Source organism: Burkholderiales bacterium, from assembly GCA_015075645.1.
In the GTDB taxonomy this organism is placed as follows: Bacteria; Pseudomonadota; Gammaproteobacteria; order Burkholderiales; family Casimicrobiaceae; genus VBCG01.
Map to the genome: position 1 here is coordinate 563,395 of JABTUF010000003.1, position 26,358 is coordinate 589,752.

Genomic DNA, 26,358 nt, shown 5'->3' on the forward strand with positions numbered 1-26,358 from the left:
AAGGCGCTCACGCCATGATCATCGACTACGCAAGTCGCCCGCCCGCCCCGGAGTTCGATCAGTCGACGGTGTCGCACCTGGCGAACTACCGACGGGTGTACGCCGCCAGCGAGGGCAGGGTGGCGGAGGCCGCCGGCACGGGCACGATGGACGACTACCTCGCGATGTACGACCGGGTGGGCGCCCGGCACGTGGTCGTCAAGGCGCGCGACGTCGAATCGACGTTCGGTTGGCGCATTCGGAACGAGGACGTCGCCGCGTTCTGCCGCACCCGCGGAGACCGGTTCATCGGCTTTGCCGGCGTGGACCCGCACAAGGGAATGACGGCGGTTCGGGAACTCGAGTACGCGGTGCGCGCGCTCGGGCTCAAGGGACTCAACCTGCAGTGCTTCGAGCACAGGATCGCCATCAACGATCCGCGGATGTACCCGCTCTACGCGAAATGCATCGAGCTCGACATCCCGGTGAACATCCATGCCGGCATCAACTTCTCCTCGATGTCGCTGATGGAGTACGGGCGTCCAATGCTCCTCGATCAGGTCATGGTTCATTTCCCGGAGTTGCGCGTGTGCGCCGCGCCGCCCGGATTTCCCTGGATCCAGGAATTGATCGGCGTGGCATGGCGCCACCCGAACGTGCACATCGGGCTGGTCGCGGTGCGCCCGCGGTACCTGAAGGTCGATCACTCGGGGTACGAGCCGCTGCTGCAGTACGGCCGCACGCTCCTTCAGGATCGGATCATCTTCGGATCGTCGTACCCGTTGACGCCGGTCCAGAGCTCGCTCGACGACATCGACGCGCTGGGACTGGAGCCGGCCATTCGCCACAAGTGGCTGTTCCAGAACGCCTGCAACTTCCTCCGCCTGCCCGGAGCGGACGCGGCGCCGGACGCGGAGCGCCGCCAGCGCGCATGAGGAGGGGCGCCGTGCCGAATGGAGCAGCCGATGGCCGCCCGCCGGGATCCGTCGATCCGGCGACCGCCGACGGCGGGAGACCGGATGTCGACTGGCGGTCGCTGCTCCTGCTCGCGCCGTCGCTGGTCCTGCTCGCCCTGTTCGTCGCGAGCGTGGGCCAGATGGTGTCGCTTTCGTTCCGCGACGGGGGGGGCTTCGGCCTCCAGCACTACCGGGCGTTCTTCGCGCGGCCGGACTATGTCGCGACCTACTTCCGCACGTTGCAGGTCGCGGCGCTCGTCACCTTCTGCTCCATCGCCGTCGGCTATCCGATCGCCTACGCGATCTGGCGCTATCCGGGCAACCGGAATCTGCCGATGATCCTGGTCGCGTTGCCGTGGCTGGTGAGCGTCGTGGTGCGCACCTACGCGTGGATGGTCATCCTGGGACCGCGAGGAGTCATCAACGAAACCCTGGCGTGGCTCGGCGTCATCGACGCGCCGCTCAAGCTCATGTTCAACACGACCGGAATCGTGATCGGCCTCGTCCATGTGTTGCTCCCGTTCATGGTCATCTCCGTGCTCTCGGTGCTGGTCCACCTGGACCGGGGGCTCGAGGAAGCGAGCATGAGTCTCGGCGGCAATCACTCCTTCACGTTCACGCGCGTCGTCCTGCCCCTCTCCCTGCCGGGCGTCCTGGGTGGCGCGACCGTGATCTACCTGATGTCCACCGGGGCCATCGTGACGCCGCTCCTGCTCGGTGGAGTCCACGAACGCATGATCGGCACCCAGATCTACCAGGAGGTCATGCAGACCTTCAACTTCCCCAAGGCGTCCACGCTGGCGGTGCTGCTGCTCGTCGGCGCGCTCGCGGTCGTGCTGCCGATGCAGTGGCTCGAGGGGAGGATCAGCATGCGGATGGGCATCGCCGTGCCGGGCCGGAGCCGCGCGTGAGCTGGAACCGACTCCTCATCGCCGCGCTGTTCCTGCTCCTTCCCGGCCCGATTCTCATCGTCGTGGCCGTCTCGTTCACCAGCGTCGGATACCTTCGGTTCCCGCCCGGCGAACTCTCGCTCCGCTGGTACGCCGAGTTCCTCTCCGACCAGCGCTGGCTCGATGCGATGCTGACCAGCGTTGCGTTGGCCGTCGCCGCCGCCGTGCTGACGACCGCGGTGGCGCTGATGGCCGCGCTGGCGGTGGCTCGGAAGTCCAGCAGTCGGGTCGCGTCCCTGTTCGAATCGATGGTTCTCGCTCCGCTGGTCTTCCCGCACGCCGCGCTGGGGATGACGATGGTGGCGCTCGCGGTGGCGTTCGACGTCTACGGCACCTTCGCCGGCCTGCTGCTGGCACACTGCATCATCACGCTCCCGTTCGCGTACCGGCCGGTCTCGGTGAGCCTGCGCAAGGCGGACGGCTCGCTGGAGGAGGCCGCGATGAGCCTCGGTTCACGGCCGTGGAACACGTTCGTGCGGGTCACGCTGCCCCTGATGCGGCCGGGACTCGTGACCGCGTTGCTGTTCACTTTCATCATCTCGTTCGACGAGATCACGATCAGCATGTTTCTCGTCGGCCCGGAAGTGACCACGCTTCCGGTGAGCATCTACTCGTACATTCTGGAGAGCGGACGGCCGGTGGTCGCGGCGATCTCCACGGCGCTCGTGGCGCTCACGATCGTGCTCGTGCTCGTGCTCGAGCGCGCGGTCGGACTGGAGCTCTTCGTCGAGGCCGAGAAGGCGCGCTGACCGCCAGCGGCACGGGATTGCCCGGGAAGCCGTTGGCCGGCGGCAGATCGAGCGCGCGAATCGATTCCTTCAGGTGCGCGACGAACGCCTGCGTCAGCAGGGAGGGTTCGCGGAAGCGCGGGTACAGCAGCCGGAACTGATAGACGACGGAAGGACGAAACGGCCTGACCAGCAGTTGGCGGTATCGGGCGTACTCGCCGGCGGTGAACGGCTCGACGATCGACACCCCAACGCCAGCGGCCACGAAGGCGCACGCCGAGTCGGACATGAACGTGTCGATCCTGAGCTGTCTCGACACGCGAGCGGCCTCGAACACGCTGTCGATGACGTGCCGAAGGCGTCCGTCGCGCATGAACGAGATGAAGTTCTCGCCCGCGAGGTCGCGCGGTTCGATGAACGGTTTCGAGCGCAGGCGGTGACCGTTGGGGATCACGCAAACCGCGTCGACTTCGCACAGGATCTCGTCGCGGACCGCCGGGTGATCGACCGGCATCATCGAGATGCCGACGTCGGCCTTCTGCGAAGCCGTCCAGTCGGCCACCTCGTGGGAGCTGCGCAGGTGCAGGCCGACGTCGGCCGAGCCGCGCGCCTTCACGAACTCGGCCAGGATGCGCGGCACGTGTCGCTGTCCGAGCGCCGCCACGCTCGCGATGGTCAGGGCGCCGGCACGCAGGCTCCGGAGGTCTCCGGCGAAGCGGGTGACGCCTTCGACTCCGACGTACACCCTGTTGATTTCGCGCAGGAGCGCGTGCGCCTCGGCGCCCGGGGTCAGACGCTTCTTGTGTCTCGAGAAGAGCCGCATGCCGACGACCGACTCGAAGCTCGCCAGGAGCTTGCTGACGGCGGGCTGCGAGAGATTGAGCCGTTGCGCCGCGCCGGTGACGCTTCCCGCGTCCATGATCGCCTTGAACGCTTCGATCTGCCGATAGGTTGGTGCCGCCATCGCCCGCTCCCTTCGGAAGCATAGCGTTCGGTCATCGTTCCTGCAAAGAACCGTCGGTGAAGTCATGGAAATCGGCGAACCCGCGGCGACGGCCGCGACGTGGCGGCAACGTCGCGAGTATTCGGCGCCATGCCGGACCGTCGCCCGCGCAACGGCGCGTCGCCGTCTCCGGCGCTATGCTCCCGGACGAACCGGCGGGCATGGCTCCGCCGGCCCGTCCACGTACCGGGCCCGAACGCGGTCCTCTCCCCGACCTTCGCCATGCTCGACTCCAACCTGCTCCGCTGTTTCCTGGCCGTCCTCGAGCACCGCAAGCTGACCGCGGCCGCCGACGAACTCTGCGTGACGCAGCCCGCGCTCTCGAAGAGCCTGAAGCGGCTCGAGGACGAGCTGGGCGTGCCGCTCTTCCAGCGCACGCCGTCGGGGATGGTGCCCACGACCTACGGGATCGCGCTCGCGCGCCACGCGCGGCTGATCGACCTCGAGTCGCGCAGCGCGCGCACGGAGTTGCAGGTGCTGCTCGAAGGCGGATTCGGCACAATGACAGTGGGCATCGGGCCGCTGTGGTCGGTTCACGTGCTGCCGGAGGTGATCGCCGGCCTCGTCCGGCAGCAGTCGAAGGCGCGGGTGAAGGTGATCTCCGGCGTGCTCGACACGCTGCTGCCCCAGCTCCTGAAGGGCGAGCTCGACCTCGTGTGTTCGGCGCTCGACTTTCCCGACCACCCAGACCTGGTGAAGGAGCAGCTCTGCGACAGCGAGCACGTCGTGATCGCGCACGAGCGCCATCCGCTCGTGCAGTCGACGCGCGTCGAGGCGGCGCAACTCGCGGAGTGCCCGTTCGTGGGCTTCACCCAGGATTACGCCGGGCTGGGGCGGATGGAGGAGTACTTCGCGATGCATGGCCTCGAATCGCCCGGACTCGCGGTCGAGGCGAGTTCGCTCGAGATGGTGTTCTCGCTGCTGGGGACCGGTGAGTTCGTGGCCAGCCTGTCTTCGGAAGTGATGGCGCGCGGCCGCCAGATCGGGCTCGCGCGCGTGCCGATCGACGGCTCGTTCTGGCGCTTCCGCGGCGGGATCGTCTACCGGCGCGCGCCGCAGGCCACGCCGCTCGCGAACCTGCTGGTGCGCGCGCTGCACGAACGCCTGCAGCCCCGGGCATAACCGCCGGGAATGGGCGCATGAAAAGACCTCAATGGACGCGGCGCGGCGCGCTCCCTACGATCGCGTGAGCGGCGCCCCTCGCGGGCGCAGCGCACCTGTGTGGAGTGGAGCCGATGAGCGCCGTCGTCGATCCGGTCAGTGGCCTCGAGTTCACCGAGCTGTCGCATCGCTGGGGCTACAACTCTCCCACCTGGCCGGGGTTCGAGGATCTCAGGATCCACCGGATCGTCAACCACGCGAAGCACGGCGTGATGACGCAGATCTACAAGGGCTCGATGCACGTGTCGACGCACGTGAACGCCCCGCTGCACCTCGTTGCCGGAGCGAAGGGCGTGGGCCAGTTGCCGGTCGACCGCTTCTTCGGCAACGGCGTCGTGCTGTCGACTCCGAAGGGCAAGTGGGAGCTCGTGACCGCGGATGATCTCGAGCGGGCGACGCCCGCGGTGCAAGCCGACGACATCGTCGTCATCGTCACCGGCTGGCACCGGAAGTACGCGGACAGCCAGGAATACTTCGGCCACGCCCCGGGGCTCGCGCCCGACGCGGCCGACTGGTTGATCGCGCGGCGGGCGAAGCTCGTCGCGGTCGACACCGCCGCGATCGACCATCCGCTCGCGACCTCGCTCGGACCGCATCGCAACGGCCCGCAGATGAAGTACCTGGCGTCCGACTACCGCGCCGCCACCGGGCGCGACGCCAAGGCCGACCACCCGGTGTGGAACGCCGCGCATCGGAAGCTCCTCGCCGCGGGCATCCCGACGATCGAGAACGTCGGCGGCGACGTCGACCGGGTCGCCGGCAGGCGCTGCAGCTTCCAGGCGTTGCCGTGGAACTGGCACGAGGGCGACGCCTGCGTCGTGCGCTTCGTCGCGATCCACGACCCCTCGGGCCGCAACCGGATCGAGTCCGGCGCGGCCACCTGACCGTCCACCCTCGAATATCGCGATGAGCACCTCGTCCTTCCGCTTCTACGACCTCTCGCAACGCTGGGGCCACGGCATGCCCGAGTGGCCGTCGGCCGCTTCGCTCAACGTCCGCACGCTGCAGTTCCACGCGAAGGAGGGCGTGCAGGTCAAGGAGATCGAGTCGTCGATGCACCGCGGCACGCACATGGACGCGCCGATCCACGTGCTCGAGAACACGCCGACCATCACCGACTTCCCGCTGTGGCGCTTCTTCGGCACCGGAGTCGCCGTGTCGATCCCGAAAGGCAAGTGGGGCGTGATCACGCCCGAGGACCTCGAGCGCGCGACGCCGGCGATCCGCGAGAACGACATCGTGATGATCAACACCGGCGCGCACCGTCTGTGGGGCGACAACGACGATTACTTCGCCTATTCGCCGGGGCTCTACCGGGACGCGGCGCGGTGGCTCGTCGATCGCAAGGTGAAGCTCGTGGGCATCGACGTGCAGGCGCTCGATCATCCGCTGGGGACGAAACTCGTCTCGCACGGCACCGGCCCGTCGCACCCGTGGCTCGAGGACGAGTACCGGGCGTTCTCCGGGCGGCCGCTCGAGCAGGACTTCCCCTGGTGGGAGCCCGCGCACAAGGTGATGCTCTCGGCGGGCATTCCGGGCATCGAGAACATCGGCGGCGACATCGACGAGATCACCGGCAAGCGCTGCACGTTCCTGTGCTTCCCGTTCCGCTGGTACGAGGGCGAGGGCTGCGGCGTGCGCGTGGTCGCGCTCGTCGACCCGGACCAGTCGTTCCGCTTCGAGACCGGAGCGTGAAGCCGCCATGCAGGTGACACCGATCCTCGACGCGCAGCCCTACGACGCGCCGCGCCATTTCGGCATGCGGGGCTACCGCCTGCAGGGCGGGGAGGTGAGCCCGTTCGGAGCGCAGGTCGGTCTGTCGGTGTTCGAGCCGGGGGGCGGGGCGGAACTCTCGTCGTCGAGCGTCGACCGCGCCTACGTGGTCGTGTCCGGCGAGATCGCGGTCGTCGTGGACGGCGCCGAGACGCTGCTGCGCGAATGCGACAGTTGCTTCATCCCGGCCGGCGAGGCCCGCGCGCTTCGCAACCACGGCGTGTTGCCGTGCGTGATGATCACGGTGATTCCGAAGTCCTGAACCCGCTTTCGCGACGACCCCGGACGCCACGAACCCACGGAACGCGCCATGATCTCCGAGACCCTTCGCGACCCGATGCGCCTGTTCGACCTGGCCGGGAGGACCGCGCTCGTCACCGGAGCGTCGGGCGCGTTCGGCCGCGGCGTCGCGCTCGCGCTCGCGGCGATGAAGGTGAAGCTGGTGCTGGCGTCGGGCTCGAAGGACGAACTCGATGCGGTCGCGGACGAGGCGAGGAGCCTCGGCGGCGAGGTGGCGACCGTCGCACGGCGGCCGGACACGCTGGCCGACGCGCAGGCGATGCTTGCGGCGGCGCTCGAACGTTTCGGCGCCCTCGACATGCTGGTCGTCGCGTCCGGTTTCAACAAGGCCGGATTCATCCAGGACCAGGGCCTCGACGAGTGGCAGGCGGTGATGGATGCGAACGTCCGCGCGCCCTGGCTCCTGTGCAAAGCGGTCGGCGGGCACTGGATCGCGAACGCGCGCCGGGGCAAGGTCCTGCTGATGTCGTCGGTGCGCGGGCGGCACGGCAACTACTCGGGCTACGGCGGCTACTGCACGTCGAAGGCCGCCACCGACGGCTTGACGCGCGTGCTCGCCACCGAGTGGGCGAAACACGGGATCACGGTCAATGCGATCGCACCCACCGTGTTCCGCTCGAAGCTCACCGCGTGGATGTTCGGCGACGACTCGCTCGGCACGCAGACGCGCCAGCGGTCGCTCTCGCGCATACCGACCGGGCGGCTGGGCGAAGTCGAGGACCTGATCGGCATGGCGATCTACCTGCTCGCGCCGGCGTCCGACTTCTGCACCGGCCAGGTGATGTACGTCGACGGCGGCTACACGGCGGCCTGATGGGAGCCGAGCGCATCGCGGTGCTGGGCGCGGGCCGGATGGGCTGCGGCATCGCGCAGGTGTTCTGCGCCTCCGGGCACCCGGTGGCCCTGCACGACGCCTCCCCGGAGGCGCTCGCGAAGGCGCCCGCCACGATCCGCGATCACGGCGATCTCCTTGGACAGGATGCCGCGACGATGGCGGAGCTCGTGTGCACCGCCGACTTCGCCGCCGCGGTGCGCGGCGCGAGCGTCGTGATCGAGGCGGTGCCCGAGCGGCTCGCCTTGAAGCGCGAGGTGTTCGCACGGCTCGAGGCCTCGGCAGGGCCGGACGCGCTCCTCGCGACCAACACGTCGGCCATCCCGATCGGGGCCATCGCGGAAGGACTCGGCCGGCCGGGGCGCGTGCTGGGCATGCACTTCTGGAATCCGCCGCACCTCGTGCCGCTCGTCGAGGTCGTCCAGGGCCCGCGCAGCGACGCCTCCGCGATCGCGCGGGCGATGAACCTGCTCGAGTCGGTCGGCATGTCGCCGGTGCATGTGAAGCGCGACGTCCCCGGATTCATCGGCAATCGCTTGCAGCACGCGCTCAAGCGCGAGGCGATCGCGCTGGTCGCGGCGGGCGTGTGCGATGCAGCGACGCTCGACCGCGTCGTGAAGGATGGCTTCGGCGCACGACTCTCGGTGCTGGGGCCGCTCGAACAATCCGACATGGTCGGCCTCGATCTGACGCTCGCGATCCACGAGGTCCTGATCGCCGACCTCGACCGCACGCCCGGTCCCCATCCCTACCTTCGCGCGCGCGTGGCCGCGGGCGAGACCGGCATGGCGGCGAGCCGAGGCTTCCGCGCCTGGACGCCCGAGGAGGCGGCCGAGGTGAAGTCGCGGCTCGACCGCCACCTCGTGGCGACGGCGCGCGAACGATTGCGACATCGCGGCACCGGTGCGTCGATCGGCACCGGCACGAACCAGCGAACCGAAACCCAACGAGGCATTCGCGGAGGAACGACATGAAGGCGATTCTGATTCGGGGCGCGACGGTGCTCCTGGTGGCAGCCTGGGCGGCGACGGGTGCGCTGGCGCAGCCGATCGAGCTCAAGATGAGCCACTACCTGCCCGCCGTGAACGTCATCACGACGGACTTTCTGATGCCCTGGGCCGCGGAGGTCGAGAAGCGCTCGGCCGGCAAGGTGAAGATCACCGTGTTCCCGGCCGGCTCGGCGTTCGGATCGATCGACCGCCAGCTCGACCAGGTGCGCTCGGGCGTGGTCGACGTCGCGTTCGGGCTGGTCGGCGTGCCGCGCGATCGGCTCCCGCGCACCGAGCTGATCGAGCTGCCGTTCCTCACGCAGAACCGCGACGTCGCGAACCGCGCGCTGTGGGCGGTGGCGCAGAAGGATCTCGCGAAGGAGTACTCGGGACTGAAGCTGCTCGCGCTCACCAACGACATGACGCGGCTGCACACGCGCAACAAGCCGATCAAGTCGCTCGATGACCTCAAGGGCCTGCGCATCCGGGCGCCCTCGGTCACCGTCAACAAGGTCCTGCTGGCGGTCGGCGCGGTCCCGGTCAACCTGCCGCCGGTGCAGGTCTACGAGAACCTCGAGAAGGGCGTGATCGACGGCGCGGTGTTCGCCTGGGACCCGATCGCCTCCTACAAGCTCGCCGAGGTGCTGAACTTCCACGTCGACACGGTCGTGACGGCCGTGGCGTTCTGGTTCGCGATCAACGAGCAGAAGTACAACGCACTGCCGCCGGACGTGCGGGCGGCGATCGACGCGGCATCGGGCGACCATCTGATCCCGAAGTTCGACGGCTGGTTCGAGCGCTGGAACCGCCTCGGCATCGACGCGGCGAAGGCGCGCAATTCCCCGATCGCGAAGCTCTCCGACGCCGAACTCGCCCGCTGGGAGAAGGACTCGCAGAAGGTCATCGAGGACCGCCTGGCCGAACTCGAGAAGGCGGGAGTCTCCGACGCGCGTTCGGTCTACCGGGACATGAAGGACGCGGTCGCGAAGCAGAAGAAGTAGAGGGGCGATGCCGATGGTCGCCGGGCTCAACCGGTGGCTGCACCGGGTGAGCCTCGGTGCCGCCTACGTCGCGGCGGTGGCGCTCGCCGTGTCGGTGGGCGTCACCGTGATCGACATCGTGCTGCGTCACACGGTCGGCACGCCGGTCCCCGGCGTCGTCGACCTGACGCAGCTCTGCGTGATGTGGGCGGCGTTCCTGTCGATCCCGGTCGCGTTCCACCTCGACAACCACATCAGCGTCGTCCTGTTCACCGACCGGCTGGAACTCCGTCGCCGGCGGCAGGTGTTCTGCGCGGGCGCGTTCGTCTCGGCGGTCCTGCTCGCGGTCGCGTGCTGGGCGTCGGCGGCCAAGGCGCTGCAGGAGGCCGCGATCGGCGACCGCTCGATGATCCTCGCCATCCCGCTCTTCTGGTACTGGGTGCCGGTGATTCTGGGCTTCGGACTGTCGGCCGCGTGCGCGCTGGGGCGTGCGCTCGAGTATGCGCAGGGGAGGGGAGCGCCGGCCTCGAGCGCAGGAGAGCCGGCATGAGCACGACGCGGCCGCTCGGCGATGCCCGTCTCCCGCTCGGCGCGCGGATGCGCGCCGCCGCCGCGAACGCTGCGGAGGCCCGCCGGTGACCCACGAGATCTGGGGACTCACGGGATTCGCGGCGGTACTCGCGCTCATCATGGCGCGCGTGCCGATCGGCATCGCGATGGCCGTGATCGGCGCGGGAGGCACGTGGCTCCTGGGCGGCTTCGACACGTTCAAGTTCGGGCTCGGCACCGCGCCGTTCAACGCGTTGTTCCCGTACAGCCTGTCGGTGCTTCCGCTGTTCATCATGATGGGCGTGTTCGCGGCCTACTCGGGCATGTCGCGCAACCTGTTCGTCGGCGCCAACGCGTTCGTCGGCCATCGACCCGGTGGGCTCGCGGTGGCGACCATCAGCGCGTCCGCCGTGTTCGGCGCGGTGTGCGGTTCGAGTCTCGCGACCGCCGCGACGATGTCGAAGGTCGCGTTGCCGGAGATGAAGGAACGCGGCTACGGCGAAGGACTCGCGACCGGCGCGGTCGCGGCCGGCGGGACGCTCGGCATCATGATTCCGCCGAGCATTCCGCTCGCGCTCTACGGCCTCCTGACCCAGACCTCGATCGGCGCGCTCTACGCCGCGGCGATCCTGCCCGGGGTCCTCGGCGCCGTGCTCTACATGGGCGCGGTGTGGGTGACGACGTGGCGCCGCCCGGACGTCGGCCCCGCGGGCGCACGCTACACGTGGCGCCAGCGCGTCGAGGCGCTGGTGCAGGTGTGGGACGTGCTCGTGCTGTTCGTGCTGGTGCTGGGGGGACTCTTCCTCGGCTGGTTCTCGCCGACGGAAGCCGCCGCGGTGGGTGTCGCGGGCGCGGTGGTCCTGACCGCGATCCAGGGGAGGCTCACGCGCGAATTCGTCAAGTCCTCGCTGTGGGACACCGCGCTGTCGATGGGGCTCATCTTCCTCGTGCTGATCGGCGCGGGCATCTTCGGATTCTTCATGGACCTGTCCGGCCTGCCCCAGGCGTCGGTGGCCTTCGTGCAGGGGCTCGACATCGGCCGGTACTGGGTGCTGGTCGTGATCCTGGTCGGCTACCTGATCCTCGGCTGCCTGCTCGACAGCCTGTCGATGCTGCTGCTCACGATCTCGTTCGTGTACCCGGTCGTCCACCGGCTCGGGTTCGACGCCGTGTGGTTCGGCATCCTGATGGTCACGGTGATCGAAATCGGCCTCATCCACCCGCCGTTCGGCATGAACCTGTTCGTCGTGCAGGCGTCGCAGCCGGGGCTCAAGCTCGGCACCGTGGTCAAGGGCGTGCTGCCGTTCCTCGCCGCCGACTTCGTGCGGTTGACGCTGCTCGTCGTGTTTCCGTCGATCACGCTGGTGTTCGCGGGAGTGGTGAAATAGGCGGAGCGCCGGGACGGTGCGGCGTCGCCGCGCGTCTTGGCGTGCTCGACCGGGCTCGATATCATCGTCTGCAGCCGCGTCGACGCCTCGTCTTCCGGAACGCGAGTTCATGGACATTCCCATCCCCGCCCCCGAACTGCAGGTCAGCGAGTGGCTGAACACGGCATCGCCGCTCAGCCTCGGCGCGCTGCGCGGCAAGGTCGTCGTGCTGCACGCGTTCCAGATGCTGTGTCCCGGTTGCGTGCTGCACGCGGTGCCGCAGGCCGAGCGGATGCACCGACACTATTCGAAGGACGATGTGGCGGTGGTCGGACTGCACACCGTGTTCGAGCACCACGACGTGATGACGGTCGCGGCGCTGCGCGTGTTCCTGCACGAGTTCCGCGTTACGCACCCGATCGGCGTGGACGTCGCGGACCCCGCTGGGGCGATCCCGCGCACGATGCGCGCCTACGGGATGCAGGGCACGCCGACGCTGATGCTGATCGACCGGCAGGGCCGGTTGCGGACGCAACAGTTCGGGCAGATCGACGATTTCGCCGTCGCCGCAGGGGTCATGCGTCTCGTCAGCGAAGAGCGCGGTCCATCGTAGCGCGATACTCGCGGTCCCCCTGTCGCTAGTAGGGACATTGCGGCTTCTCGGCTCCGTCCCGGGCGTTGCACCGCCGCCCGGAGGCAACCCGCCCCGCTGAGACCCGGCGGCGATGGCCCCCTGCCCGCCCGGGACGTTCCGTGCGAAGGGCCGCGTCGTCCCCCCGACGTCGCCTCTCGCACGTCCCCGCTCTGATCCGGATCAAGGCTCCGGCGAATCCGCCGGGCGACCATCGAGAGATCGCAACCCTGAGTGGACCGCCATGGCCTTCATGATCCTGTTGCTCGCCGTCCTGCTCGGACTGGCCGTGTGGTTCTTCTTCCAGTTGAATCCGAAGGGCGCGCCGGTGCGCGGACTGCTGCTGTACAACGTGGCGGTCTTCCTCCTCGCGATACCGTCGGGCGCCGTCGCCGGATGGAAGCTCTTCGAAGATGCGGTCGTCATTCGCGGCAACCACGCCGGGATGCCGATGTACCTCGCGGTGATGGCCGGCGGCACGGTGTTCCTGATCGTCGTCGCGGTCGGCGGCATGGTGCGCAACTTCTTCGTGTTTCCGATCAACCGGCGCGCGCCTGCGAGCGAGGGGTCCTGACTTTCAGGAGTCAGAGGACAGAGGACAGAGGACAGACGCGCCCGAGTTTCCGGTGGCGGCGCATTGAGCGCCGTGCAATCTCCTCGCGGGTCAGGCTTCAGCCTGACCTACGACGATGCTGCCGGGCGTCGCGAACGCCCTGCAGGTCCGACTTCAGTCGGACGACCTTCGTGTCGATGTTCCGGGTTCCGTCAAGCGGCAGCCCGACCCGCATGTCGCGGCCGACCAGCGCGCGTCCGGTATGCTCGCGCCACGATGCCCCGGAACACCAGACGGTCCCTGCCCACGGTTGATGCAGTTGTCGCCCTGCGCGGCCCGATGATCGCGTGGCGCGGCGACCCGTTCGAGGTCGGAGCACGCCGCGCGCTGCTCCACGAACCGGACGCCATCGTCGCGATGACAGGCGGGCGCATCGTGCATGCCGGGCCCGCATCGCTGGTGCTGCGGAAGCTGCCGCCGCGCACGCGGGTCGAGCGCCTGCCGCGCCATTCGCTGATGGCGCCGGGCTTCGTCGACGCGCACGTCCACTATCCGCAATGGCCGATGGTCGCGAGCCACGGCGCCCAACTGCTCGACTGGCTCGCGAACCACACGTTCCCGTCCGAGGCTGCGTTCTCCGACTCGAGGCTCGCGTCCCGCGTCGCGCGCGCCTACCTCGACGAGAACCTGCGGCAGGGCATCACGTCCGCCGCGGTCTTCTGCACCGTGCATCCGGGCTCGGTCGACGCGCTGATGCGCGAGGCGCGCGCGCGCGGATTCCGCCTGATCGCCGGCAAGGTGCTGATGGACCGCAACGCGCCGCGGAGGCTCACCGACAGCGCGAAACGCGGTTACGACGAGTCGAAGGCGCTGATCGCCCGATGGCACGGCCGCGGACGCCTGGGCTACGCGATCACGCCGCGCTTCGCGGTGACCTCGTCCCCCGCGCAGCTCGAGGCGGCGGGCGCGCTGTGGCGCGAGCATCCGGACTGCTGGGTGCAGTCGCACGTCTCGGAGAACCGCGGCGAGGTCGAGTGGGTACGCAAGCTCTTCCCGCGCGCGCGCGACTACATCGACGTGTACGCGCGGTTCGGCCTCGTCGGGCCCCGCGCGATCTACGGACACGGCATCCATCTCGCGGAGCGCGAGTGGCGTGCGCTCGCCGCGTCGGGCAGCGCGATCGCGCATTGCCCGACGTCGAACCTGTTCCTCGGCAGCGGGCTCTTTCGCTGGGATCGCGCGAAGAAGCCGGCAAGGCCGGTCGAGGTGGGGCTCGCGACCGATGTGGGAGGCGGGACCTCGCTCTCGATCCTGCGCACGATGGGCGCGGCTTACCAGGTCGCGCAACTCTCCGGTTGGTCGATGCCGCCGGTGCACGCGTTCTGGCTCGCGACGCAGGGGAGCGCTCGGGCGCTCGGCCTCGCGTCGCACATCGGCAATCTCGCGCCCGGCCACGAGGCGGACCTCGTCGTGCTCGACCTCGCGTCGACGCCGGCGATCGCGCAGCGCATGGAACGCGTGGGCGGGGTCGACGAGGCGCTGTTCGTCCAGATGACGATGGGCGACGACCGCGCGATCCGGCAGACCTGGATCGGCGGGCGCAGGCTCCACGATCGCGACACGGCTCCGGCGCGCGTTCGGTAACACGCGGTTACGTTTGGTCACGGTCCCGGGTAGGCCCGCCGTGCTCTGATGGCGTTGTGGATCGCGTGCGGCGCCATGGGTGCCGCGAACATCGGGAGCACACCATGTCGAAGCACACGCTCGCTGTCGCCGTCGCCGCGACGATCGTCGCCACCGCGCAGGTTACCTGGTCCGACGCCGCCTGGGCGAGAGGGACGAAGCAGCACCACGTCCGCGAAGGCACCACGACCGTGCACCGGTCGCGCGGCGCCGACGGTCTCACCGACCGCACGACGACCGGGCCGAACGGAAAGACGCAGAGCGTCGATCGGTATCGGGGCGCCGATGGCGTCGTCGACAGCACGACCACGGGTCCCAACGGCGGCACGACCACCGTCGACCGCTCGCGCAACGCCGACGGCACGATCGACGCTTCGATCACGCGCACGAAACCATGACCGCGGAGTTCGCGGTCTTCGACTGCGCGGGCCGCCACGCGTAGAATCGGGGCACGTGCCAGGCGCCGGGGACGAGGTCCCGGCGCCGCGCGCGTTTCCCGATGAGCGACGGCGCCGCTGCATCCGCGATTCGAACCCCGCGCAGTCGCTGGTTGCGGCGGTTCGCGTGGGTCGCGGGCATTCTGGCGCTGCTGATCCTCGCGGCCTGGCTCGCGGTCCCGCCGATCCTGCGCGCGCAGCTCGAGTCCCGCCTCACCGAGGCGCTCGGCCGCAAGACCACGGTCGAGTCGGTCGCGTTCAACCCGTTCACGCTGCGCGTGACGATTCGCGGCCTCTCGATCGCCGACGCTGCGGGACCCCGGCCGCTCCTCGCGTTCGACGAACTCGACGCCGACCTGTCGACCGCGTCGATCGTGCACCGTGCCCCTGTGCTCGATGCGCTGAAGATCGTGCGTCCGTCGGTCTCGCTCTCGCGCGACCCGCAGGGCCGCTACAACGTCTCCGACCTGATCGACCGGGCGACCTCGGGACCCGATGGCCCGCCGCCCCGCTTCTCGCTCAACAACATCGAGGTCGAGGACGGGACCGTCACCTTCGCCGACGCCGTCGCGGGGCGCGAGCACAAGCTCACCTCGCTCGTGCTCGGCATTCCGTTCCTGTCGTCGCTGCCCTACCAGACCGAGATCCGGGTGACTCCGCGCGCGGAGGGCTCGCTCAACGGGTCGCAGGTCGCGCTCGGCGGGTCCACGGTGCCGTTCGCGGATCCTCCCGAAGCGTCGCTCGACCTCGACCTCGACGCGCTGCCGCTCCGGGAATATCTCGCCTACCTGCCCGCGAAGCCCCGCGTGGATCTCGCGGGCGGCGCGCTCACCACGAAGCTCAAGCTCGTGTTCGTCGGGGGGCGGGGCGCCGCGCAGCGCCTGGATCTGCGCGGCGATGCGCGCATCGACGGTCTCGCGGTGAAGCGCCGCGACGGCTCATCGCTCGTCGCGGCGGACCGGATCGCGATTTCGCTCGACGCGGTCGACCTCGTCCGTCACGAGGCGCGCGTCGCGTCGGTGGCGATCGACGCACCGACGATCGACCTCAAGCGCCTCGCCGACGGGACGCTCGAACTCGCGCAGCCGCTGTTCGAGGCGCCGGCGCGCGCCACGCCGGCGTCGCGCGTCTCGGAACCGGCGAAGTCGGCAGAGAAGCCCTGGACCGTGACACTCGCCAAGGCGACGGTCGCCCGCGGCAGCCTCGGCCTCGCCGACGAGTCGTCCGGGTTCCGCTCGTCGCTCGTCGACGTGTCGGTCGACGCGACCAACCTCTCGACGAAGGCCGGCGAGAAGGCGCATGTCGCACTCGCGTTCGTCTCCGGCGATCGCATCGCCACGTTCAAGGGCGAGGCCGATGTGGAGCCCACGGTCCCCGCCGCGAGCGGGCGCTTCGAACTCGCGAAGTTCTCGCTCGGGCTGCTCTTCCCGTACTACAAGGACGTGCTCGCGGTCGAGGTTCAGAAGGGTTCGCTCGCGCTCGCGACGACGTTCGCGTACGGCGCCGACGGCAACCTGCGCCTGTCGGACGGGACGGCGACGGTCGACGATCTGCGTCTCGCGTTCCCCGGCGCGCGCGAGCCGCTGTGGCGCGTTCCGCAACTGCGGGGCACGGGCCTCGACGTCGACGTCGCGGCGCGCCGCGTGTCGATCGGCACGATCGCAGGCAGCGGCGCCGTGCTGCGGATCGCGCGCGAACGCGACGGCACGCTCGAAGCGGCACGCATCATGAAGACGACCCACGCGACCGGAACCGCGGACAGCGACGACCGCACCTGGACGCTGCTGGTGAGGCAGACCTCGATCGAGCGCGTGACCGCCGACCTGGAGGACCGGGTGCCGAATCCGCCGGTGAAGCTCGCGGCGCGCGACCTGTCGTTTTCGATCGGCGACTACTCGAACGCGCGCGGCGCGAAGTCGGAACTCACGCTGCGCACGCGGCTGGGCGATCGCGGCCGGCTCGCCTTCGAAGGGCCGGTCGTCACCAATCCGTTCTCGATCTCCGGCCGGCTCGAGGCGTCGGGACTGAACCTCGTGTCGATCCGGCCCTACGTGGAGTCGCAGGTCAACGTTTCGGTGACCGGCGGGCGCTTTGCCGCGAAAGGCGACCTGTCGGTCGAGACGCGCGAGAACGCGCCCGCCAAGGCGAGCTGGAAGGGCAACGTGACGGTGACCGAGTTCGCGGCGCTCGACAAGCCGACCGCCTCCGACCTCGCGCGCTGGAAATCGCTCGCGATCGAGGGACTCGACGTCACGACCTCGCCCTTCCGCACCTCGATCGAGCGAATCGTCGCCGCGGATTTCTACGCGCGCGTCATCGTCTATCCGGACGGCACGCTCAACCTCACGCGCCTGCTCACGCCGGGCGCTGAGCCCGAGCCTGCACCCGATGCCAAGCCGGCGTCGGTGGCCGCGGCGGAGCCGCGCGAGGACACGCCGGTGTCGATCGGCCGGATCGAGCTGTCCGGCGGCAACGTCAATTTCTCGGACCAGTTCGTGCGCCCGAACTACTCGGCGAACCTCACCGACGTCGCGGGGACCATCGGCGCGATGTCGCCGGAGAAGGCGGGCGAGGTGGCGATCGCGGCGCGCGTCGACCAGGCGGCGCCGGTCGAGGTGCGGGGCACGCTCCAGCCGTTCGCGCGCGAACTCGCGCTCGACCTCACCGGCAAGGCGCGCGACGTCGACCTGCCGCCGCTCTCGCCCTATGCGATCAAGTACGCGGGCTACGGGATCGAGAAGGGCAAGCTGTCGTTCGACGTCCACTACAAGATCGAGGACCGCAAGCTCGCCGCCGAGAACCAGCTCGTGCTCGACCAGCTCGTGTTCAACCGGGAACGCGTGGATAGCCCGACCGCGACGAAGCTCCCGGTACTCCTCGCCGTGTCGTTGCTCAAGGACCGCAACGGCGTGATCGACATCCGGCTTCCGATCTCCGGTTCGCTCGACGATCCGAAGTTCTCGGTGGGCGGACTGATCGTGCAGGTGATCGTCAACCTGATCACCAAGGCGATCACGGCGCCCTTCGCCCTGCTCTCCGCGGCATTCGGCGGCGGAGAGGAACTCTCGACGATCCCGTTCACCGCGGGCAGCGCCGCGTTCGGACCCGAGGCGCAGAAGCGCGTCGACACGCTCTCCAGGGCGCTCGCGGACCGCCCGGGACTGAAGCTCGACATCGGCGGACGCGCGGACCCGGCCGGCGACCGCGAGGCGTTGCGGCGCGCGAGCGTCGAGAACGCGATGAAGCGCGCGAAGCTGAAGTCGCTGGCGTCGGAGGGCAATGCGCCTGCGTCGGTCGACGCGGTCGCGATCGGGGCCGACGAGCGGGTGCGCTGGCTGACCGCGGCGTATCGCGAGGCGCCGATCAAGGAGCGGCCGCGCAACGTCATCGGCATGCTGAAGGATGTCGCACCCGCCGAGATGGAGGCGATGCTCCTCGCGAACGCGACGGTCGATGACGAGGCGTTGCGTCAGCTCGCCCATGCGCGTGCGCAGGCGGTGAAGGACGCGCTCGTCGCGAAGGGCGTGGCGGGCGAGCGATTGTTCCTCCTCGCGCCCAAACTCGGCGGCGAGACGGTCGGGCCTGGCGGACGAGCCGCGGCACCACCGGGCGCGCCGCTGCCGCCCGCGCGCGTCGATCTCGCGCTGCGCTGAGCGGACGGTACACTTCGGGTTTCTCCGCATCGGGCGACCCCGCGTCGCATCGAACGATGGATGTTCCGATCGAATCCTGGCAGGCGCGAACCTGGACGTCCGACTGGACCGCGGAGGAGAGCGCGCGCGCTGTCCTGATCCTGGAGTCGGGCGGCGTGCTGGTGCTGCCCGACTGCGGTTTCGCCTTCGCACCGGAGGAGCGTCGGTTCCTCGATGCGCGCTGGCTCGACGGCTCGCGCAAGAACATCGGTCTCGACGGCGAGGCGGTGCGGGGCACCACCGCGCGGGGCGAGGACGCACGGGCGCTCGCGGCGACGATCGCGCGGTTCGCGCGCTCGGCCACGACACTGGTCGAGCGCCTGCTGCCGGCGTACGCGCATCGCATCCGGCGCGCGCGCACGAGCTTCCGCCCTGCTGCCGTCGCCGGCCGGGCGCAGTCGCCCCGGCACGACGACACGAGGCTGCACGTCGACGCGTTCCCGTCGCGGCCCACGGGCGGGGAACGCATCCTGCGCGTGTTCTGCAACGTCAACCCTTCCGGCGCGGACCGCGTCTGGCGCGTCGGTGAGCCCTTCGCTGACATGGCCGCGCGCTTCCTGCCGTCGATCCGGCCGCAGCCGCCGGGCAAGGCCGCGATGCTGTCGGCCCTGCGCGTGACGCGCGGGACGCGCAGCGAATACGACCACGTGATGCTGCTCTTGCACGATCGCGCCAAGCTCGACGCCGACTACCAGCGCGATTCGCCGCGGCGCGAGGTGCGTTTCGCGCCGGGCACGACCTGGCTCGTCTTCTCCGACCAGGTGATGCACGCGGTGATCTCCGGGCAGTACATGATGGAGCAGACGCTGCATCTGCCGCTCGACGCGATGGTCCACCCGGCGCGCTCGCCGTTCGCTTTGCTCGAGCGCCTCGCCGGCCGGGCGATGGGCTGACGGGCCTCGCGTTCCCTCCGGACGGCGGCCGCTCTCGTCGGCACGGGGGGAAGCGGGCATCCGCGTCGGCCTCCGGGAGACTCCCGAATCTTCGAGGCACGTGCGGGACGAAGGGTTGCGCTTCAACGGCGCGGCCCACCGGCGACCGGGCGAGGTCGTTCCCGATGAAGCGGAGTCGCCGGGCGGGCGAGGGCGTCGTTCGTTGACCGTGATAATGCGAATCGTTATCATTCGCCGCATGAGCCCCACGCCGACCACACCCCCCGAGACCACGCCGGGCGACGCGCCGCCATCGCCGCGTCCGGCCGTCGCGAGGGTGCCGGCGCCGCGGACGAGTTCGCGCGCGCTCCTGGGCGACGCCCGCGAACTCGTGATCGACCACGAGGGGCGCGAGTACCGTCTGCGGATCACGCAGAACGGCAAGCTCATCCTCACTGCGTAGCACGACCGTGGATCCGCAGCGTCGCACCTTCGCAGATCGCGTGTCCCGGCGGCTCGCGACGACTGCGTCGCGGCAGGTTCGGCCGCATTCCAGAACGGGCTGCTGATGCGCGCGGCGGCCGTCGGTACCGCCGCGTTGGGGCCGCTTCCGCCTTCGCCCCGTCCAGCGCCGCGCGCCAGGCTCGCCGCCGTCGCGGCGGTGCGGCCGCCCGTGGAGTACGCCAAGCCCCGCATGAACTGGCCGGCCATCGCCGCGATCATCGCCTTCCACGCCGTCCTGATCGGGATTCTGGTCACGCAGACCTCGCCGCTGCGGGTCGCGAAGGCGCCGTCGGCGATCACCGTCGAGATCGTGCGGCCGGTCGAACCGCCGAAGCCGCCGCCGCCGCCGCCGAAGCGCACGCCGCTGCCGGCCAGGACGATTGCGCCGCAGGCGGTCGTCGCGCCGCCTCCGGTCATCGTCCCCGATGTGCCGCGGGCGCAGGACCTGCCGACGATCACGCTGCCGCCCGCGCCGCCCGATCCGGTCCCGCAGCCGGCCGTGCCGGCACCTGCCGCGCCGGTCGCGGCGGCACCCGCGCCCGAGCCGCTCGTTCCGCCGCGGTTCGACGCCGCCTACCTCGACAATCCGCCGCCGGCGTACCCGGCGATGGCGCGCCGGTTGCGCGAGGAAGGCCGTGTGCTGCTCCGCGTGCTCGTGACGGCGGACGGACGCGCCGGTTCGATCGAGGTCGCGACCTCGAGCGGTTCGGAGCGCCTCGACCAGGCGGCGCTCGACGCCGTTCGACGCTGGCGCTTCGTCCCGGCGAAGCGCGGCGACGCCGCGGTCGCGGCGCACGTCTTCGTCCCGATCTCCTTCGCGCTCGAGTCGCGCTGACGCGGCGCCGGTGCCGCGGAGTCCGAAGGGAAGCTCGTCATCCCGGTGCCGCGGCCGGCGAAACGAACGAAGGCGACGGCACGGGCCGTCGCCTTCGATGTCCGGACGAACGCGGACGGCCCTCGCGCGGCCGATCCGCGGGCTACACGCGGCGCTTGTACTCGCCGGTGCGCGTGTCGACTTCGATCCGGTCGCCGGTGTTGACGAACAGCGGCACCGGGACCTCGAAGCCGGTCGAGAGCTTCGCGGGCTTCAGCACCTTGCCCGACGTGTCCCCCTTGACCGCGGGCTCGGTGTAGGTGACCTCGCGCACGACGGTGTTCGGCATGTCGACGGCGATCGCGCGCCCTTCGTAGAAGGTGATCTCGCACTCGAGGCCTTCCTCGAGGTAGTTGAGCGCGTCGCCCATCGACTCCTTCTCGACCTCGTACTGGTTGAACTCGCCGTCCATGAACACGTACATCGGATCGGAGAAGTACGAGTAGGTCACTTCCTTCTTGTCGAGCTGGATCGTCTCGAACTTCTCGTCGGCGCGGTAGATCGTCTCGGTGCCGGTGCCCGAGAGGAGGTTCCTGAGCTTCATCTTGACGACGGACGCGTTGCGGCCGGATTTCGAGAACTCGGCCTTCTGCACGACCATCGGGTCCTTGCCGACCATGATCACGTTGCCGGCCCGGACTTCCTGGGCGATCTTCATCGGGGTCTCCGGGGGCGGCGGGGCTCGCGCCGGGCCGCCCGTTTGAATTTGGGGAACCTTTGATTATAGCCGGGATTCTACCCATTGCACCAATCCCGCGGCGAGGTCGGTCCGGGACGCGAGTCGGTCCGCCCAGTGCCTGGCCGATGCCGCGAGCGCGCCGCGGGCGCGATCGAAGGGCGCCCATGCCCCCGCCAGGGCGGGGCCGTCGCCGCGATTCAACGCGAGCGTGAACGCCCGCATCGCGTCCGCCGCCTCGCGCGGGGCGGATCCGAGCGAGCGGTCGAGGAACGCCTCGACCTTCGCGAGGTGCGCGAGGCCCTCCTGCGGGTAGGCGTGCCACGCGAACGGCAGGCCCGCCCACTGCGCGCGCACGAACGAGTCCTCGCCGCGCACGATCGCGATGTCGCACGACCACAGGAGCGCATCGAAGTCGCGCTGGGTGACGAACGGGATGGACACGAGCGTGAGCGCGCCGCGCACCAGGGGCGCGCCCGGATGCGGCACGCGGCCGCCGCTCCAGCGGTCGATCGCATCGGCCGCCACGCCTTGCGGCACGAGCACGACCCACGGCGCATCGGCCTCGCTCCATGCGTCGAAGAGTTCGGCGAGTGAAGGTGTCGGATAGCAGAACAGCAGCACGACGCCGCCGTGCGTGGGCGGTTCCGCTCCGACCGAGGCGAGCGTGGCCGCCCGGGCGGCAGGATCGCGCAGGAACGCGTCGCGGCGCGCGACGAGGTCGTGTTCGCGCAGCAGGCCCCCGCTGGCCGGCGTGAACCCCGGGCACCAGTAGTGCCGCGCGAGACCGGTGCGCGGTTCGGGCGAAGCGCGCAGGTGGGCGCCGTCGACCCAGGCTTCCGCGGACAGGTACTCGAGGACGATCCACGCCGGCGGCCGCAACGCGTGCGCCATCGTGTCGATCCACGTGGGCGGCAACCCGGCGCCGAACGCGTCGACGACGACATCGCCGGGTACCCAGGGCGCGTCCGCGGGACCGCGCCGGACGAGAACGCCTTCCGCGCGCGATTCCTCTGCGGCGGGATCGATGCCGGGGACCATCCGCGCTAGCGGCGCCGGATCGTCGATCCACAGCGTCACGCGTTGCGCGTGCTCGTGCACGAGCTGGCGCGAGAGCCGCCACGCGACGCCGGCGTCGCCGTAGTTGTCGACCACCTTGCAGAGGACGTTCCAGTCGAGCTTCGGTCGCATCGCATCGGCACCCTTGCGCTCGCCATTATCGCCGCCCGCGGACTGGCGCGGAGCTTGCTGGCCCGCTTGCTACAATGACCGGCAAGGAGGCCCTGCGCGACCGTGCGCAACGCGGATCGAGCAGAATTCCCCGGAGCACGGAACGTCCACGATGAGCACCCCCGATTCGCCGACCGTCGACGTCGTCTCCGACGTCGTCTGCCCGTGGTGCTACGTCGGCAAGCGCCACCTCGACGCCGCGCTCGCGCAACTCGAGCGCGAGGGCGTTACGCGTCCGACCGTTCGCTGGCACCCCTACGAACTCGACCCGGGCGTGCCGCGCGACGGCATCGACCGGCGCGAGTACCTGGAACGCAAGTTCGGCGGGGGCTCGCGTCTCGCGCAGGTCCACGAACGGCTGCACAGCGCGGGAACGCAGGCCGGCATCGCGTTCGACTTCGGGCGCATCGCGCGCCAGCCCAACACGCGCGACGCCCATCGTTTGATCGCGTGGGCCCAGCATCGCGGCGACGCGGGGCCGCTGGTCGAGAAGCTCTTTCGCGCGTTCTTCGTCGAAGGCCGGTTCGTGGGTTCGCACGAGGTCCTCGCCGATCTCGCCGCCGAGGCCGGCGAGGACCGCGCGGCCGCGGTGGCGTTCCTGCTCTCGCCGGTCGGCGATGCCGAAATCGAGGCCGCCGAATCCCGTGCAGCGTCGCTCGGCATCCGCGGCGTGCCGTTCTTCATCATCGACGGCCGCTTCGGTCTCTCGGGCGCGCAACCGCCCGAGGCGATCGCCGACGCCATGCGCCGAGCCCGCCAGCCGCAGGCCGCCGACTGATTCGCGCCGCCGCGCCGCGGCGCGGATGTCACCTTCGCGTCACGTTCCACCCGTTGCCGTTGTCCACACCGCCAGCCTAGGATTGGGAAGGGCGGTCCCCAGGGAGGGGCGAACCCGGCCGGTGCGGGCGTCGCGCCGGTCGATCAAGCGAGGGCCATCATGCGACCGGACCACCTGTTCCGTGCATTCACCCTGGCCGGAGCGCTCGCCGTAGCGCCCGCCGCCCAAGCCATCGACTTCACGCTGATCTCGATCGGACAGGCACCGTCCGGCGTCTGCGCGAACTCGGTCATCACCAATGTCCAGGATCTCGCGGTCTCCTACAACCTCCTCGACAACGGAACGAACGTCTACAACATCCGGTTCACCTGGACGATCACGCCGTCGGTGGGGCCGGTCATCAACCAGACGATGAACTTCTGGTTCGACCCGGAATCCGCGGTCCAGATGGACGTGCAGGACTGGTTCGACGCCGAATTCGGCGGGTCGATCCCGGTTCCGGGCGCTCCGACGCAGCCTTGGGTGGGCACGATCGTCGGTTCGCCGATCGACGGGTCGGGCAACGTCGTCGGCACGTCGGCCCGGTTTACCCTCCAGTGCGACGTCAACGGCAATGCCTCGATCGTCGATGTCGTCGACGACATCCGGCCCCCGTCGGCGATGGCGGTTCCGGTCGATTCGCCGGCCGCGCTCCTCGCGCTGGCGCTCGCCTGCCTCGGTCTGGGCATGCGGTTCGCGGCGCGCAGGTCAGGAGTCAGTTGACAGTTGACAGTTGACAGTTGACAGTTGGCAGTGGCGCCGGCGTAACCGGTGGCGGCGCATCAAGCGCCGTTGCGAGGTTGAGCTTCGGTCGGACGCGATTCGCTTCGATGCGGCGAGCCCCCGAATGGGGATGCCCGACGTACGACGAATAGATGGGTTCACGGCTGCCGAGTGACCGCAAAGCCGTGGCCGGTGCGCGTCCGCCAATCTGACCCACGGCAATCTCGCAACGGCGCTGAATGCGCCGCCACCGGAGACTCTGCCGCCACTGTCAACTGTCAACTGACTTCTGACACCTGAGACTCAGAACGCCTCGTCCCACGGCATCGACAGCCGCTTCGCGGCGGCGATGACGCCGACCATGCTGTAGGTCTGCACGAAGTTGCCCCAGGGCTCTCGCGTCACCGGGTCGACGTGCTCGGCGAGGAGGCCCAACCGTGTGCGGCAGTCGAGGAGCCGGCCGTAGAGGTCGCGGGCCTCGTCACGGCGACCGAGCCGCGCGAGGGCGTTCACGTACCAGAACGTGCAGACGACGAACGCGTGGTCGGGCGCGCCGAAGTCGTCGTGCTCGACGTAGCGGAACACGAAGTCGCCGCGCTTGAGTTCACGGCCGATCGCCTCGACGGTGGAGGCGAAGCGCGGGTCGTCGGATGCGAGGAAGTTGAGGTCGGCGAGCAGGAGCAGACTCGCGTCGAGCGCCTCGCCGCCCATGGTCGCGACGTAGGCGCCGCGCTGCTCGTTCCAGCAACGGGCCAGGATGAAGTCGCGGATGCGCTTCGACTCGGCGCGCCAGCGCGTGGCGCGATCGGCGAGCCCGAGCTGCGCGGCGATCCGCGCGAGACGGTCGCACGCGGCCCAGCACATGACGGCCGACCAGGTATGCACGCGCAGCTTCCCGCGCAGCTCCCACAATCCGGCGTCCGGCTGGTCGTGCAATGCGATCGCCCGCACTCCGAGCGGCTCGAGTCGGGCGAAGAGCGCCGCGTCGCCGACTCGCGCGAGCCGCTCGTCGAAGAACGCGTGCGTCACGGCCAGCACCACCGACCCGTAGGCGTCGTGCTGCGCCTGCAGGTAGGCCTGGTTGCCGACGCGCACCGGCCCGATGCCGCGATAGCCGGGCAGCGAGGTCACGATGCGCTCGTCGAGCGCGGCGTCGCCGGCGATCGAGTACACCGGCTGCAGCGGCGCTCCGTCGACGCCCGAGGCGATCGTCGCCAGGTAGCGCATGTAGCCTTCGAGCGTCGCGGTGGCGCCCAGCCGGTTCAGCGCGTCGACGACGAAGTAGCCGTCGCGCAGCCAGCAGTAGCGGTAGTCCCAGTTGCGCTGCGCGTGCGGCGACTCGGGGATCGACGTGGTCATCGCGGCGACGATGGCGCCGGTGTCCTCGTCCGCATTGAGCTTCAACGTGATCGCGGCGCGGATCACGTCGGCCTGCCATTCGTAGGGAATGGCGAGCCGGCGCACCCAGTCCTGCCACCACATGACGGTCTCGTCGATCGCGCGGCGCGCGTACGCCGACGGAGCGCCGGGCAGCGGCTCGTCGGGGCCGAACAGGAGCGTGCACTCGTCCTCGAGCAGGAACGCGCGCTCGTCGGCGATCGCGGTGAGCGACGCGTCGGTCGTGAGCCGCAGCACGCCTTCGCGCGTCTCGTAGCGAATGTGATGGCTGCCCGCGGTCGTGGCCGGACGCGCCGCGCCCCAGTCGCGCGACGGTCGCAGACGGATCGTGATGCGCGGGCGGCCGGCGATGCGCCGGACCTGCCGCACCAGCATGTGCGGGACGTGGACACGACCGTGCTCCACGTGGCGCGGCACGCAGTCGATGATCTCGATCTCGCCGCCGTCGCGGTCGATGAGGCGGGTCGAGAGCACCGCGGTGTTGCGGACGTAGGTCGACTCCGCGTCGGCGAGGCCGTCGAGCTCGATCGCGAACAGGCCGCGGGCCTCGGCCGGCGGCGCGTCGTCGAGGAGCGCGCAGAAGGCCGGATCGCCGTCGAATCGCGGGTAGCAGCCCCAGACGATCGTCCCTTCCGGGTCGACGAGGAGCCCGATGCGCCCGTTGCCCACGAGCGCGAGGTCCAGATGGCGCACGACGCGGC

Annotated in this window: 26 protein-coding genes; 22 read left to right on the forward strand and 4 right to left on the reverse strand. The window is 70.0% G+C overall.

The genetic code is table 11. The features are described 5' to 3' along the window. Positions 1-14 precede the first annotated feature (14 nt). The 3 genes from HS109_09610 to HS109_09620 are packed head-to-tail and all read left to right on the forward strand — an operon-like array spanning position 15 to position 2,634. Positions 15-914 carry an amidohydrolase gene (locus HS109_09610; protein MBE7522627.1) on the forward strand — a complete coding sequence of 300 codons (900 nt, stop codon included), beginning with the start codon at positions 15-17 and terminating at the stop codon, positions 912-914. After that, complete coding sequence (locus HS109_09615; protein MBE7522628.1) at positions 911-1,846, forward strand: ABC transporter permease; 936 nt, start codon at positions 911-913, stop codon at positions 1,844-1,846. Before HS109_09610 ends, HS109_09615 begins: the two co-directional genes overlap by 4 nt. Next, complete coding sequence (locus HS109_09620) at positions 1,843-2,634, forward strand: ABC transporter permease (GenBank protein ID MBE7522629.1); 792 nt, start codon at positions 1,843-1,845, stop codon at positions 2,632-2,634. The genes HS109_09615 and HS109_09620 overlap by 4 nt, the downstream gene beginning before the upstream one ends. On the opposite strand, the gene HS109_09625 is transcribed toward HS109_09620, so the two are convergent. Then, complete coding sequence (locus tag HS109_09625) at positions 2,558-3,577, reverse strand: LysR family transcriptional regulator (GenBank protein MBE7522630.1); 1,020 nt, start codon at positions 3,575-3,577, stop codon at positions 2,558-2,560. The genes HS109_09620 and HS109_09625 overlap by 77 nt on opposite strands. 261 nt (positions 3,578-3,838) lie before the next feature. Here HS109_09625 and HS109_09630 point away from each other — a divergent pair, with 261 nt between their 5' ends. The 17 genes from HS109_09630 to HS109_09710 all read left to right on the forward strand — a co-directional run bounded on the left by HS109_09630 (position 3,839) and on the right by HS109_09710 (position 20,774). Continuing rightward, the gene (locus HS109_09630; protein MBE7522631.1) at positions 3,839-4,738 is read left to right on the forward strand and encodes a LysR family transcriptional regulator; all 900 of its coding nucleotides are present in this window, start codon (positions 3,839-3,841) and stop codon (positions 4,736-4,738) included. Positions 4,739-4,851: 113 nt separating this feature from the next. After that, the gene (locus tag HS109_09635) at positions 4,852-5,661 is read left to right on the forward strand and encodes a cyclase family protein (protein MBE7522632.1); all 810 of its coding nucleotides are present in this window, start codon (positions 4,852-4,854) and stop codon (positions 5,659-5,661) included. 22 nt (positions 5,662-5,683) lie between these two features. After that, the gene (locus tag HS109_09640; protein ID MBE7522633.1) at positions 5,684-6,472 is read left to right on the forward strand and encodes a cyclase family protein; all 789 of its coding nucleotides are present in this window, start codon (positions 5,684-5,686) and stop codon (positions 6,470-6,472) included. Between the two features lie 7 nt (positions 6,473-6,479). Next, complete coding sequence (locus HS109_09645; GenBank protein MBE7522634.1) at positions 6,480-6,812, forward strand: cupin domain-containing protein; 333 nt, start codon at positions 6,480-6,482, stop codon at positions 6,810-6,812. 48 nt (positions 6,813-6,860) lie between these two features. Next, positions 6,861-7,664: an SDR family oxidoreductase gene (locus HS109_09650; GenBank protein ID MBE7522635.1), complete on the forward strand. Its 804-nt coding sequence runs from the start codon at positions 6,861-6,863 to the stop codon at positions 7,662-7,664. Then, on the forward strand, positions 7,664-8,656 hold the full coding sequence (locus tag HS109_09655) for an NAD(P)-binding domain-containing protein (GenBank protein ID MBE7522636.1): 993 nt from the start codon (positions 7,664-7,666) through the stop codon (positions 8,654-8,656). Before HS109_09650 ends, HS109_09655 begins: the two co-directional genes overlap by 1 nt. Continuing rightward, on the forward strand, positions 8,653-9,672 hold the full coding sequence (locus tag HS109_09660) for a TRAP transporter substrate-binding protein (GenBank protein MBE7522637.1): 1,020 nt from the start codon (positions 8,653-8,655) through the stop codon (positions 9,670-9,672). Before HS109_09655 ends, HS109_09660 begins: the two co-directional genes overlap by 4 nt. A 7-nt stretch (positions 9,673-9,679) precedes the next feature. Next, the gene (locus HS109_09665) at positions 9,680-10,201 is read left to right on the forward strand and encodes a TRAP transporter small permease (protein MBE7522638.1); all 522 of its coding nucleotides are present in this window, start codon (positions 9,680-9,682) and stop codon (positions 10,199-10,201) included. Then, positions 10,152-11,588: a TRAP transporter large permease gene (locus HS109_09670; protein MBE7522639.1), complete on the forward strand. Its 1,437-nt coding sequence runs from the start codon at positions 10,152-10,154 to the stop codon at positions 11,586-11,588. Before HS109_09665 ends, HS109_09670 begins: the two co-directional genes overlap by 50 nt. Before the next feature lie 109 nt (positions 11,589-11,697). Beyond that, positions 11,698-12,180, forward strand: a complete 483-nt coding sequence (locus HS109_09675; GenBank protein MBE7522640.1) for a redoxin family protein — start codon at positions 11,698-11,700, stop codon at positions 12,178-12,180. A gap of 262 nt (positions 12,181-12,442) precedes the next feature. Continuing rightward, positions 12,443-12,772, forward strand: a complete 330-nt coding sequence (locus HS109_09680) for a hypothetical protein (GenBank protein MBE7522641.1) — start codon at positions 12,443-12,445, stop codon at positions 12,770-12,772. A 255-nt stretch (positions 12,773-13,027) separates the two neighbouring features. Then, positions 13,028-14,395 carry a guanine deaminase gene (gene guaD, locus HS109_09685; protein ID MBE7522642.1) on the forward strand — a complete coding sequence of 456 codons (1,368 nt, stop codon included), beginning with the start codon at positions 13,028-13,030 and terminating at the stop codon, positions 14,393-14,395. A gap of 104 nt (positions 14,396-14,499) precedes the next feature. Continuing rightward, entirely contained in the window at positions 14,500-14,832 is a 333-nt protein-coding gene (locus HS109_09690; GenBank protein MBE7522643.1) for a hypothetical protein, read from the forward strand. A gap of 101 nt (positions 14,833-14,933) precedes the next feature. Further along, on the forward strand, positions 14,934-18,524 hold the full coding sequence (locus tag HS109_09695) for a DUF748 domain-containing protein (GenBank protein ID MBE7522644.1): 3,591 nt from the start codon (positions 14,934-14,936) through the stop codon (positions 18,522-18,524). Positions 18,525-18,580: 56 nt separating this feature from the next. Beyond that, on the forward strand, positions 18,581-19,456 hold the full coding sequence (locus tag HS109_09700; GenBank protein ID MBE7522645.1) for a Kdo hydroxylase family protein: 876 nt from the start codon (positions 18,581-18,583) through the stop codon (positions 19,454-19,456). Positions 19,457-19,694: 238 nt separating this feature from the next. Beyond that, positions 19,695-19,898 carry a hemin uptake protein HemP gene (locus HS109_09705; GenBank protein ID MBE7522646.1) on the forward strand — a complete coding sequence of 68 codons (204 nt, stop codon included), beginning with the start codon at positions 19,695-19,697 and terminating at the stop codon, positions 19,896-19,898. A 231-nt stretch (positions 19,899-20,129) separates the two neighbouring features. Beyond that, entirely contained in the window at positions 20,130-20,774 is a 645-nt protein-coding gene (locus HS109_09710) for an energy transducer TonB (protein MBE7522647.1), read from the forward strand. A gap of 142 nt (positions 20,775-20,916) precedes the next feature. Here the strand turns inward: HS109_09710 and efp are convergent, their stop codons facing one another. Then, complete coding sequence (gene efp / locus HS109_09715) at positions 20,917-21,471, reverse strand: elongation factor P (GenBank protein MBE7522648.1); 555 nt, start codon at positions 21,469-21,471, stop codon at positions 20,917-20,919. Between the two features lie 63 nt (positions 21,472-21,534). Beyond that, on the reverse strand, positions 21,535-22,680 hold the full coding sequence (gene earP / locus HS109_09720) for an elongation factor P maturation arginine rhamnosyltransferase EarP (GenBank protein MBE7522649.1): 1,146 nt from the start codon (positions 22,678-22,680) through the stop codon (positions 21,535-21,537). A gap of 151 nt (positions 22,681-22,831) precedes the next feature. On the opposite strand from earP, the gene HS109_09725 reads away from it, so the two are divergent. Then, a complete protein-coding gene (locus tag HS109_09725; GenBank protein ID MBE7522650.1) occupies positions 22,832-23,497 on the forward strand; it encodes a DsbA family oxidoreductase in 666 nt (221 codons plus the stop codon). Between the two features lie 159 nt (positions 23,498-23,656). Continuing rightward, on the forward strand, positions 23,657-24,259 hold the full coding sequence (locus HS109_09730) for a hypothetical protein (protein ID MBE7522651.1): 603 nt from the start codon (positions 23,657-23,659) through the stop codon (positions 24,257-24,259). Between the two features lie 303 nt (positions 24,260-24,562). On the opposite strand, the gene HS109_09735 is transcribed toward HS109_09730, so the two are convergent. Continuing rightward, complete coding sequence (locus tag HS109_09735) at positions 24,563-26,350, reverse strand: glycoside hydrolase family 15 protein (protein MBE7522652.1); 1,788 nt, start codon at positions 26,348-26,350, stop codon at positions 24,563-24,565. Positions 26,351-26,358: the final 8 nt, after the last annotated feature.

What these genes read in the sequence shown, in the direction of transcription:
- HS109_09640 (MBE7522633.1), top strand. Translation starts at nt 5,684, where the DNA reads ATGAGCACCTCGTCCTTCCGCTTCTACGACCTCTCGCAACGCTGGGGC.
- HS109_09635 (MBE7522632.1), top strand. Translation starts at nt 4,852, where the DNA reads ATGAGCGCCGTCGTCGATCCGGTCAGTGGCCTCGAGTTCACCGAGCTG.
- HS109_09610 (MBE7522627.1), top strand. Translation starts at nt 15, where the DNA reads ATGATCATCGACTACGCAAGTCGCCCGCCCGCCCCGGAGTTCGATCAG.
- HS109_09680 (MBE7522641.1), top strand. Translation starts at nt 12,443, where the DNA reads ATGGCCTTCATGATCCTGTTGCTCGCCGTCCTGCTCGGACTGGCCGTG.
- HS109_09655 (MBE7522636.1), top strand. Translation starts at nt 7,664, where the DNA reads ATGGGAGCCGAGCGCATCGCGGTGCTGGGCGCGGGCCGGATGGGCTGC.
- HS109_09630 (MBE7522631.1), top strand. Translation starts at nt 3,839, where the DNA reads ATGCTCGACTCCAACCTGCTCCGCTGTTTCCTGGCCGTCCTCGAGCAC.
- HS109_09695 (MBE7522644.1), top strand. Translation starts at nt 14,934, where the DNA reads ATGAGCGACGGCGCCGCTGCATCCGCGATTCGAACCCCGCGCAGTCGC.
- earP (MBE7522649.1), bottom strand. Translation starts at nt 22,680, where the DNA reads ATGCGACCGAAGCTCGACTGGAACGTCCTCTGCAAGGTGGTCGACAAC.
- HS109_09645 (MBE7522634.1), top strand. Translation starts at nt 6,480, where the DNA reads ATGCAGGTGACACCGATCCTCGACGCGCAGCCCTACGACGCGCCGCGC.
- HS109_09625 (MBE7522630.1), bottom strand. Translation starts at nt 3,577, where the DNA reads ATGGCGGCACCAACCTATCGGCAGATCGAAGCGTTCAAGGCGATCATG.
- HS109_09675 (MBE7522640.1), top strand. Translation starts at nt 11,698, where the DNA reads ATGGACATTCCCATCCCCGCCCCCGAACTGCAGGTCAGCGAGTGGCTG.
- HS109_09725 (MBE7522650.1), top strand. Translation starts at nt 22,832, where the DNA reads ATGAGCACCCCCGATTCGCCGACCGTCGACGTCGTCTCCGACGTCGTC.
- HS109_09700 (MBE7522645.1), top strand. Translation starts at nt 18,581, where the DNA reads ATGGATGTTCCGATCGAATCCTGGCAGGCGCGAACCTGGACGTCCGAC.
- HS109_09650 (MBE7522635.1), top strand. Translation starts at nt 6,861, where the DNA reads ATGATCTCCGAGACCCTTCGCGACCCGATGCGCCTGTTCGACCTGGCC.
- HS109_09660 (MBE7522637.1), top strand. Translation starts at nt 8,653, where the DNA reads ATGAAGGCGATTCTGATTCGGGGCGCGACGGTGCTCCTGGTGGCAGCC.
- HS109_09730 (MBE7522651.1), top strand. Translation starts at nt 23,657, where the DNA reads ATGCGACCGGACCACCTGTTCCGTGCATTCACCCTGGCCGGAGCGCTC.
- HS109_09710 (MBE7522647.1), top strand. Translation starts at nt 20,130, where the DNA reads ATGAACTGGCCGGCCATCGCCGCGATCATCGCCTTCCACGCCGTCCTG.
- HS109_09690 (MBE7522643.1), top strand. Translation starts at nt 14,500, where the DNA reads ATGTCGAAGCACACGCTCGCTGTCGCCGTCGCCGCGACGATCGTCGCC.
- HS109_09670 (MBE7522639.1), top strand. Translation starts at nt 10,152, where the DNA reads ATGCGCAGGGGAGGGGAGCGCCGGCCTCGAGCGCAGGAGAGCCGGCAT.
- HS109_09615 (MBE7522628.1), top strand. Translation starts at nt 911, where the DNA reads ATGAGGAGGGGCGCCGTGCCGAATGGAGCAGCCGATGGCCGCCCGCCG.
- guaD (MBE7522642.1), top strand. Translation starts at nt 13,028, where the DNA reads ATGCCCCGGAACACCAGACGGTCCCTGCCCACGGTTGATGCAGTTGTC.
- HS109_09705 (MBE7522646.1), top strand. Translation starts at nt 19,695, where the DNA reads ATGAGCCCCACGCCGACCACACCCCCCGAGACCACGCCGGGCGACGCG.
- efp (MBE7522648.1), bottom strand. Translation starts at nt 21,471, where the DNA reads ATGAAGATCGCCCAGGAAGTCCGGGCCGGCAACGTGATCATGGTCGGC.
- HS109_09665 (MBE7522638.1), top strand. Translation starts at nt 9,680, where the DNA reads ATGCCGATGGTCGCCGGGCTCAACCGGTGGCTGCACCGGGTGAGCCTC.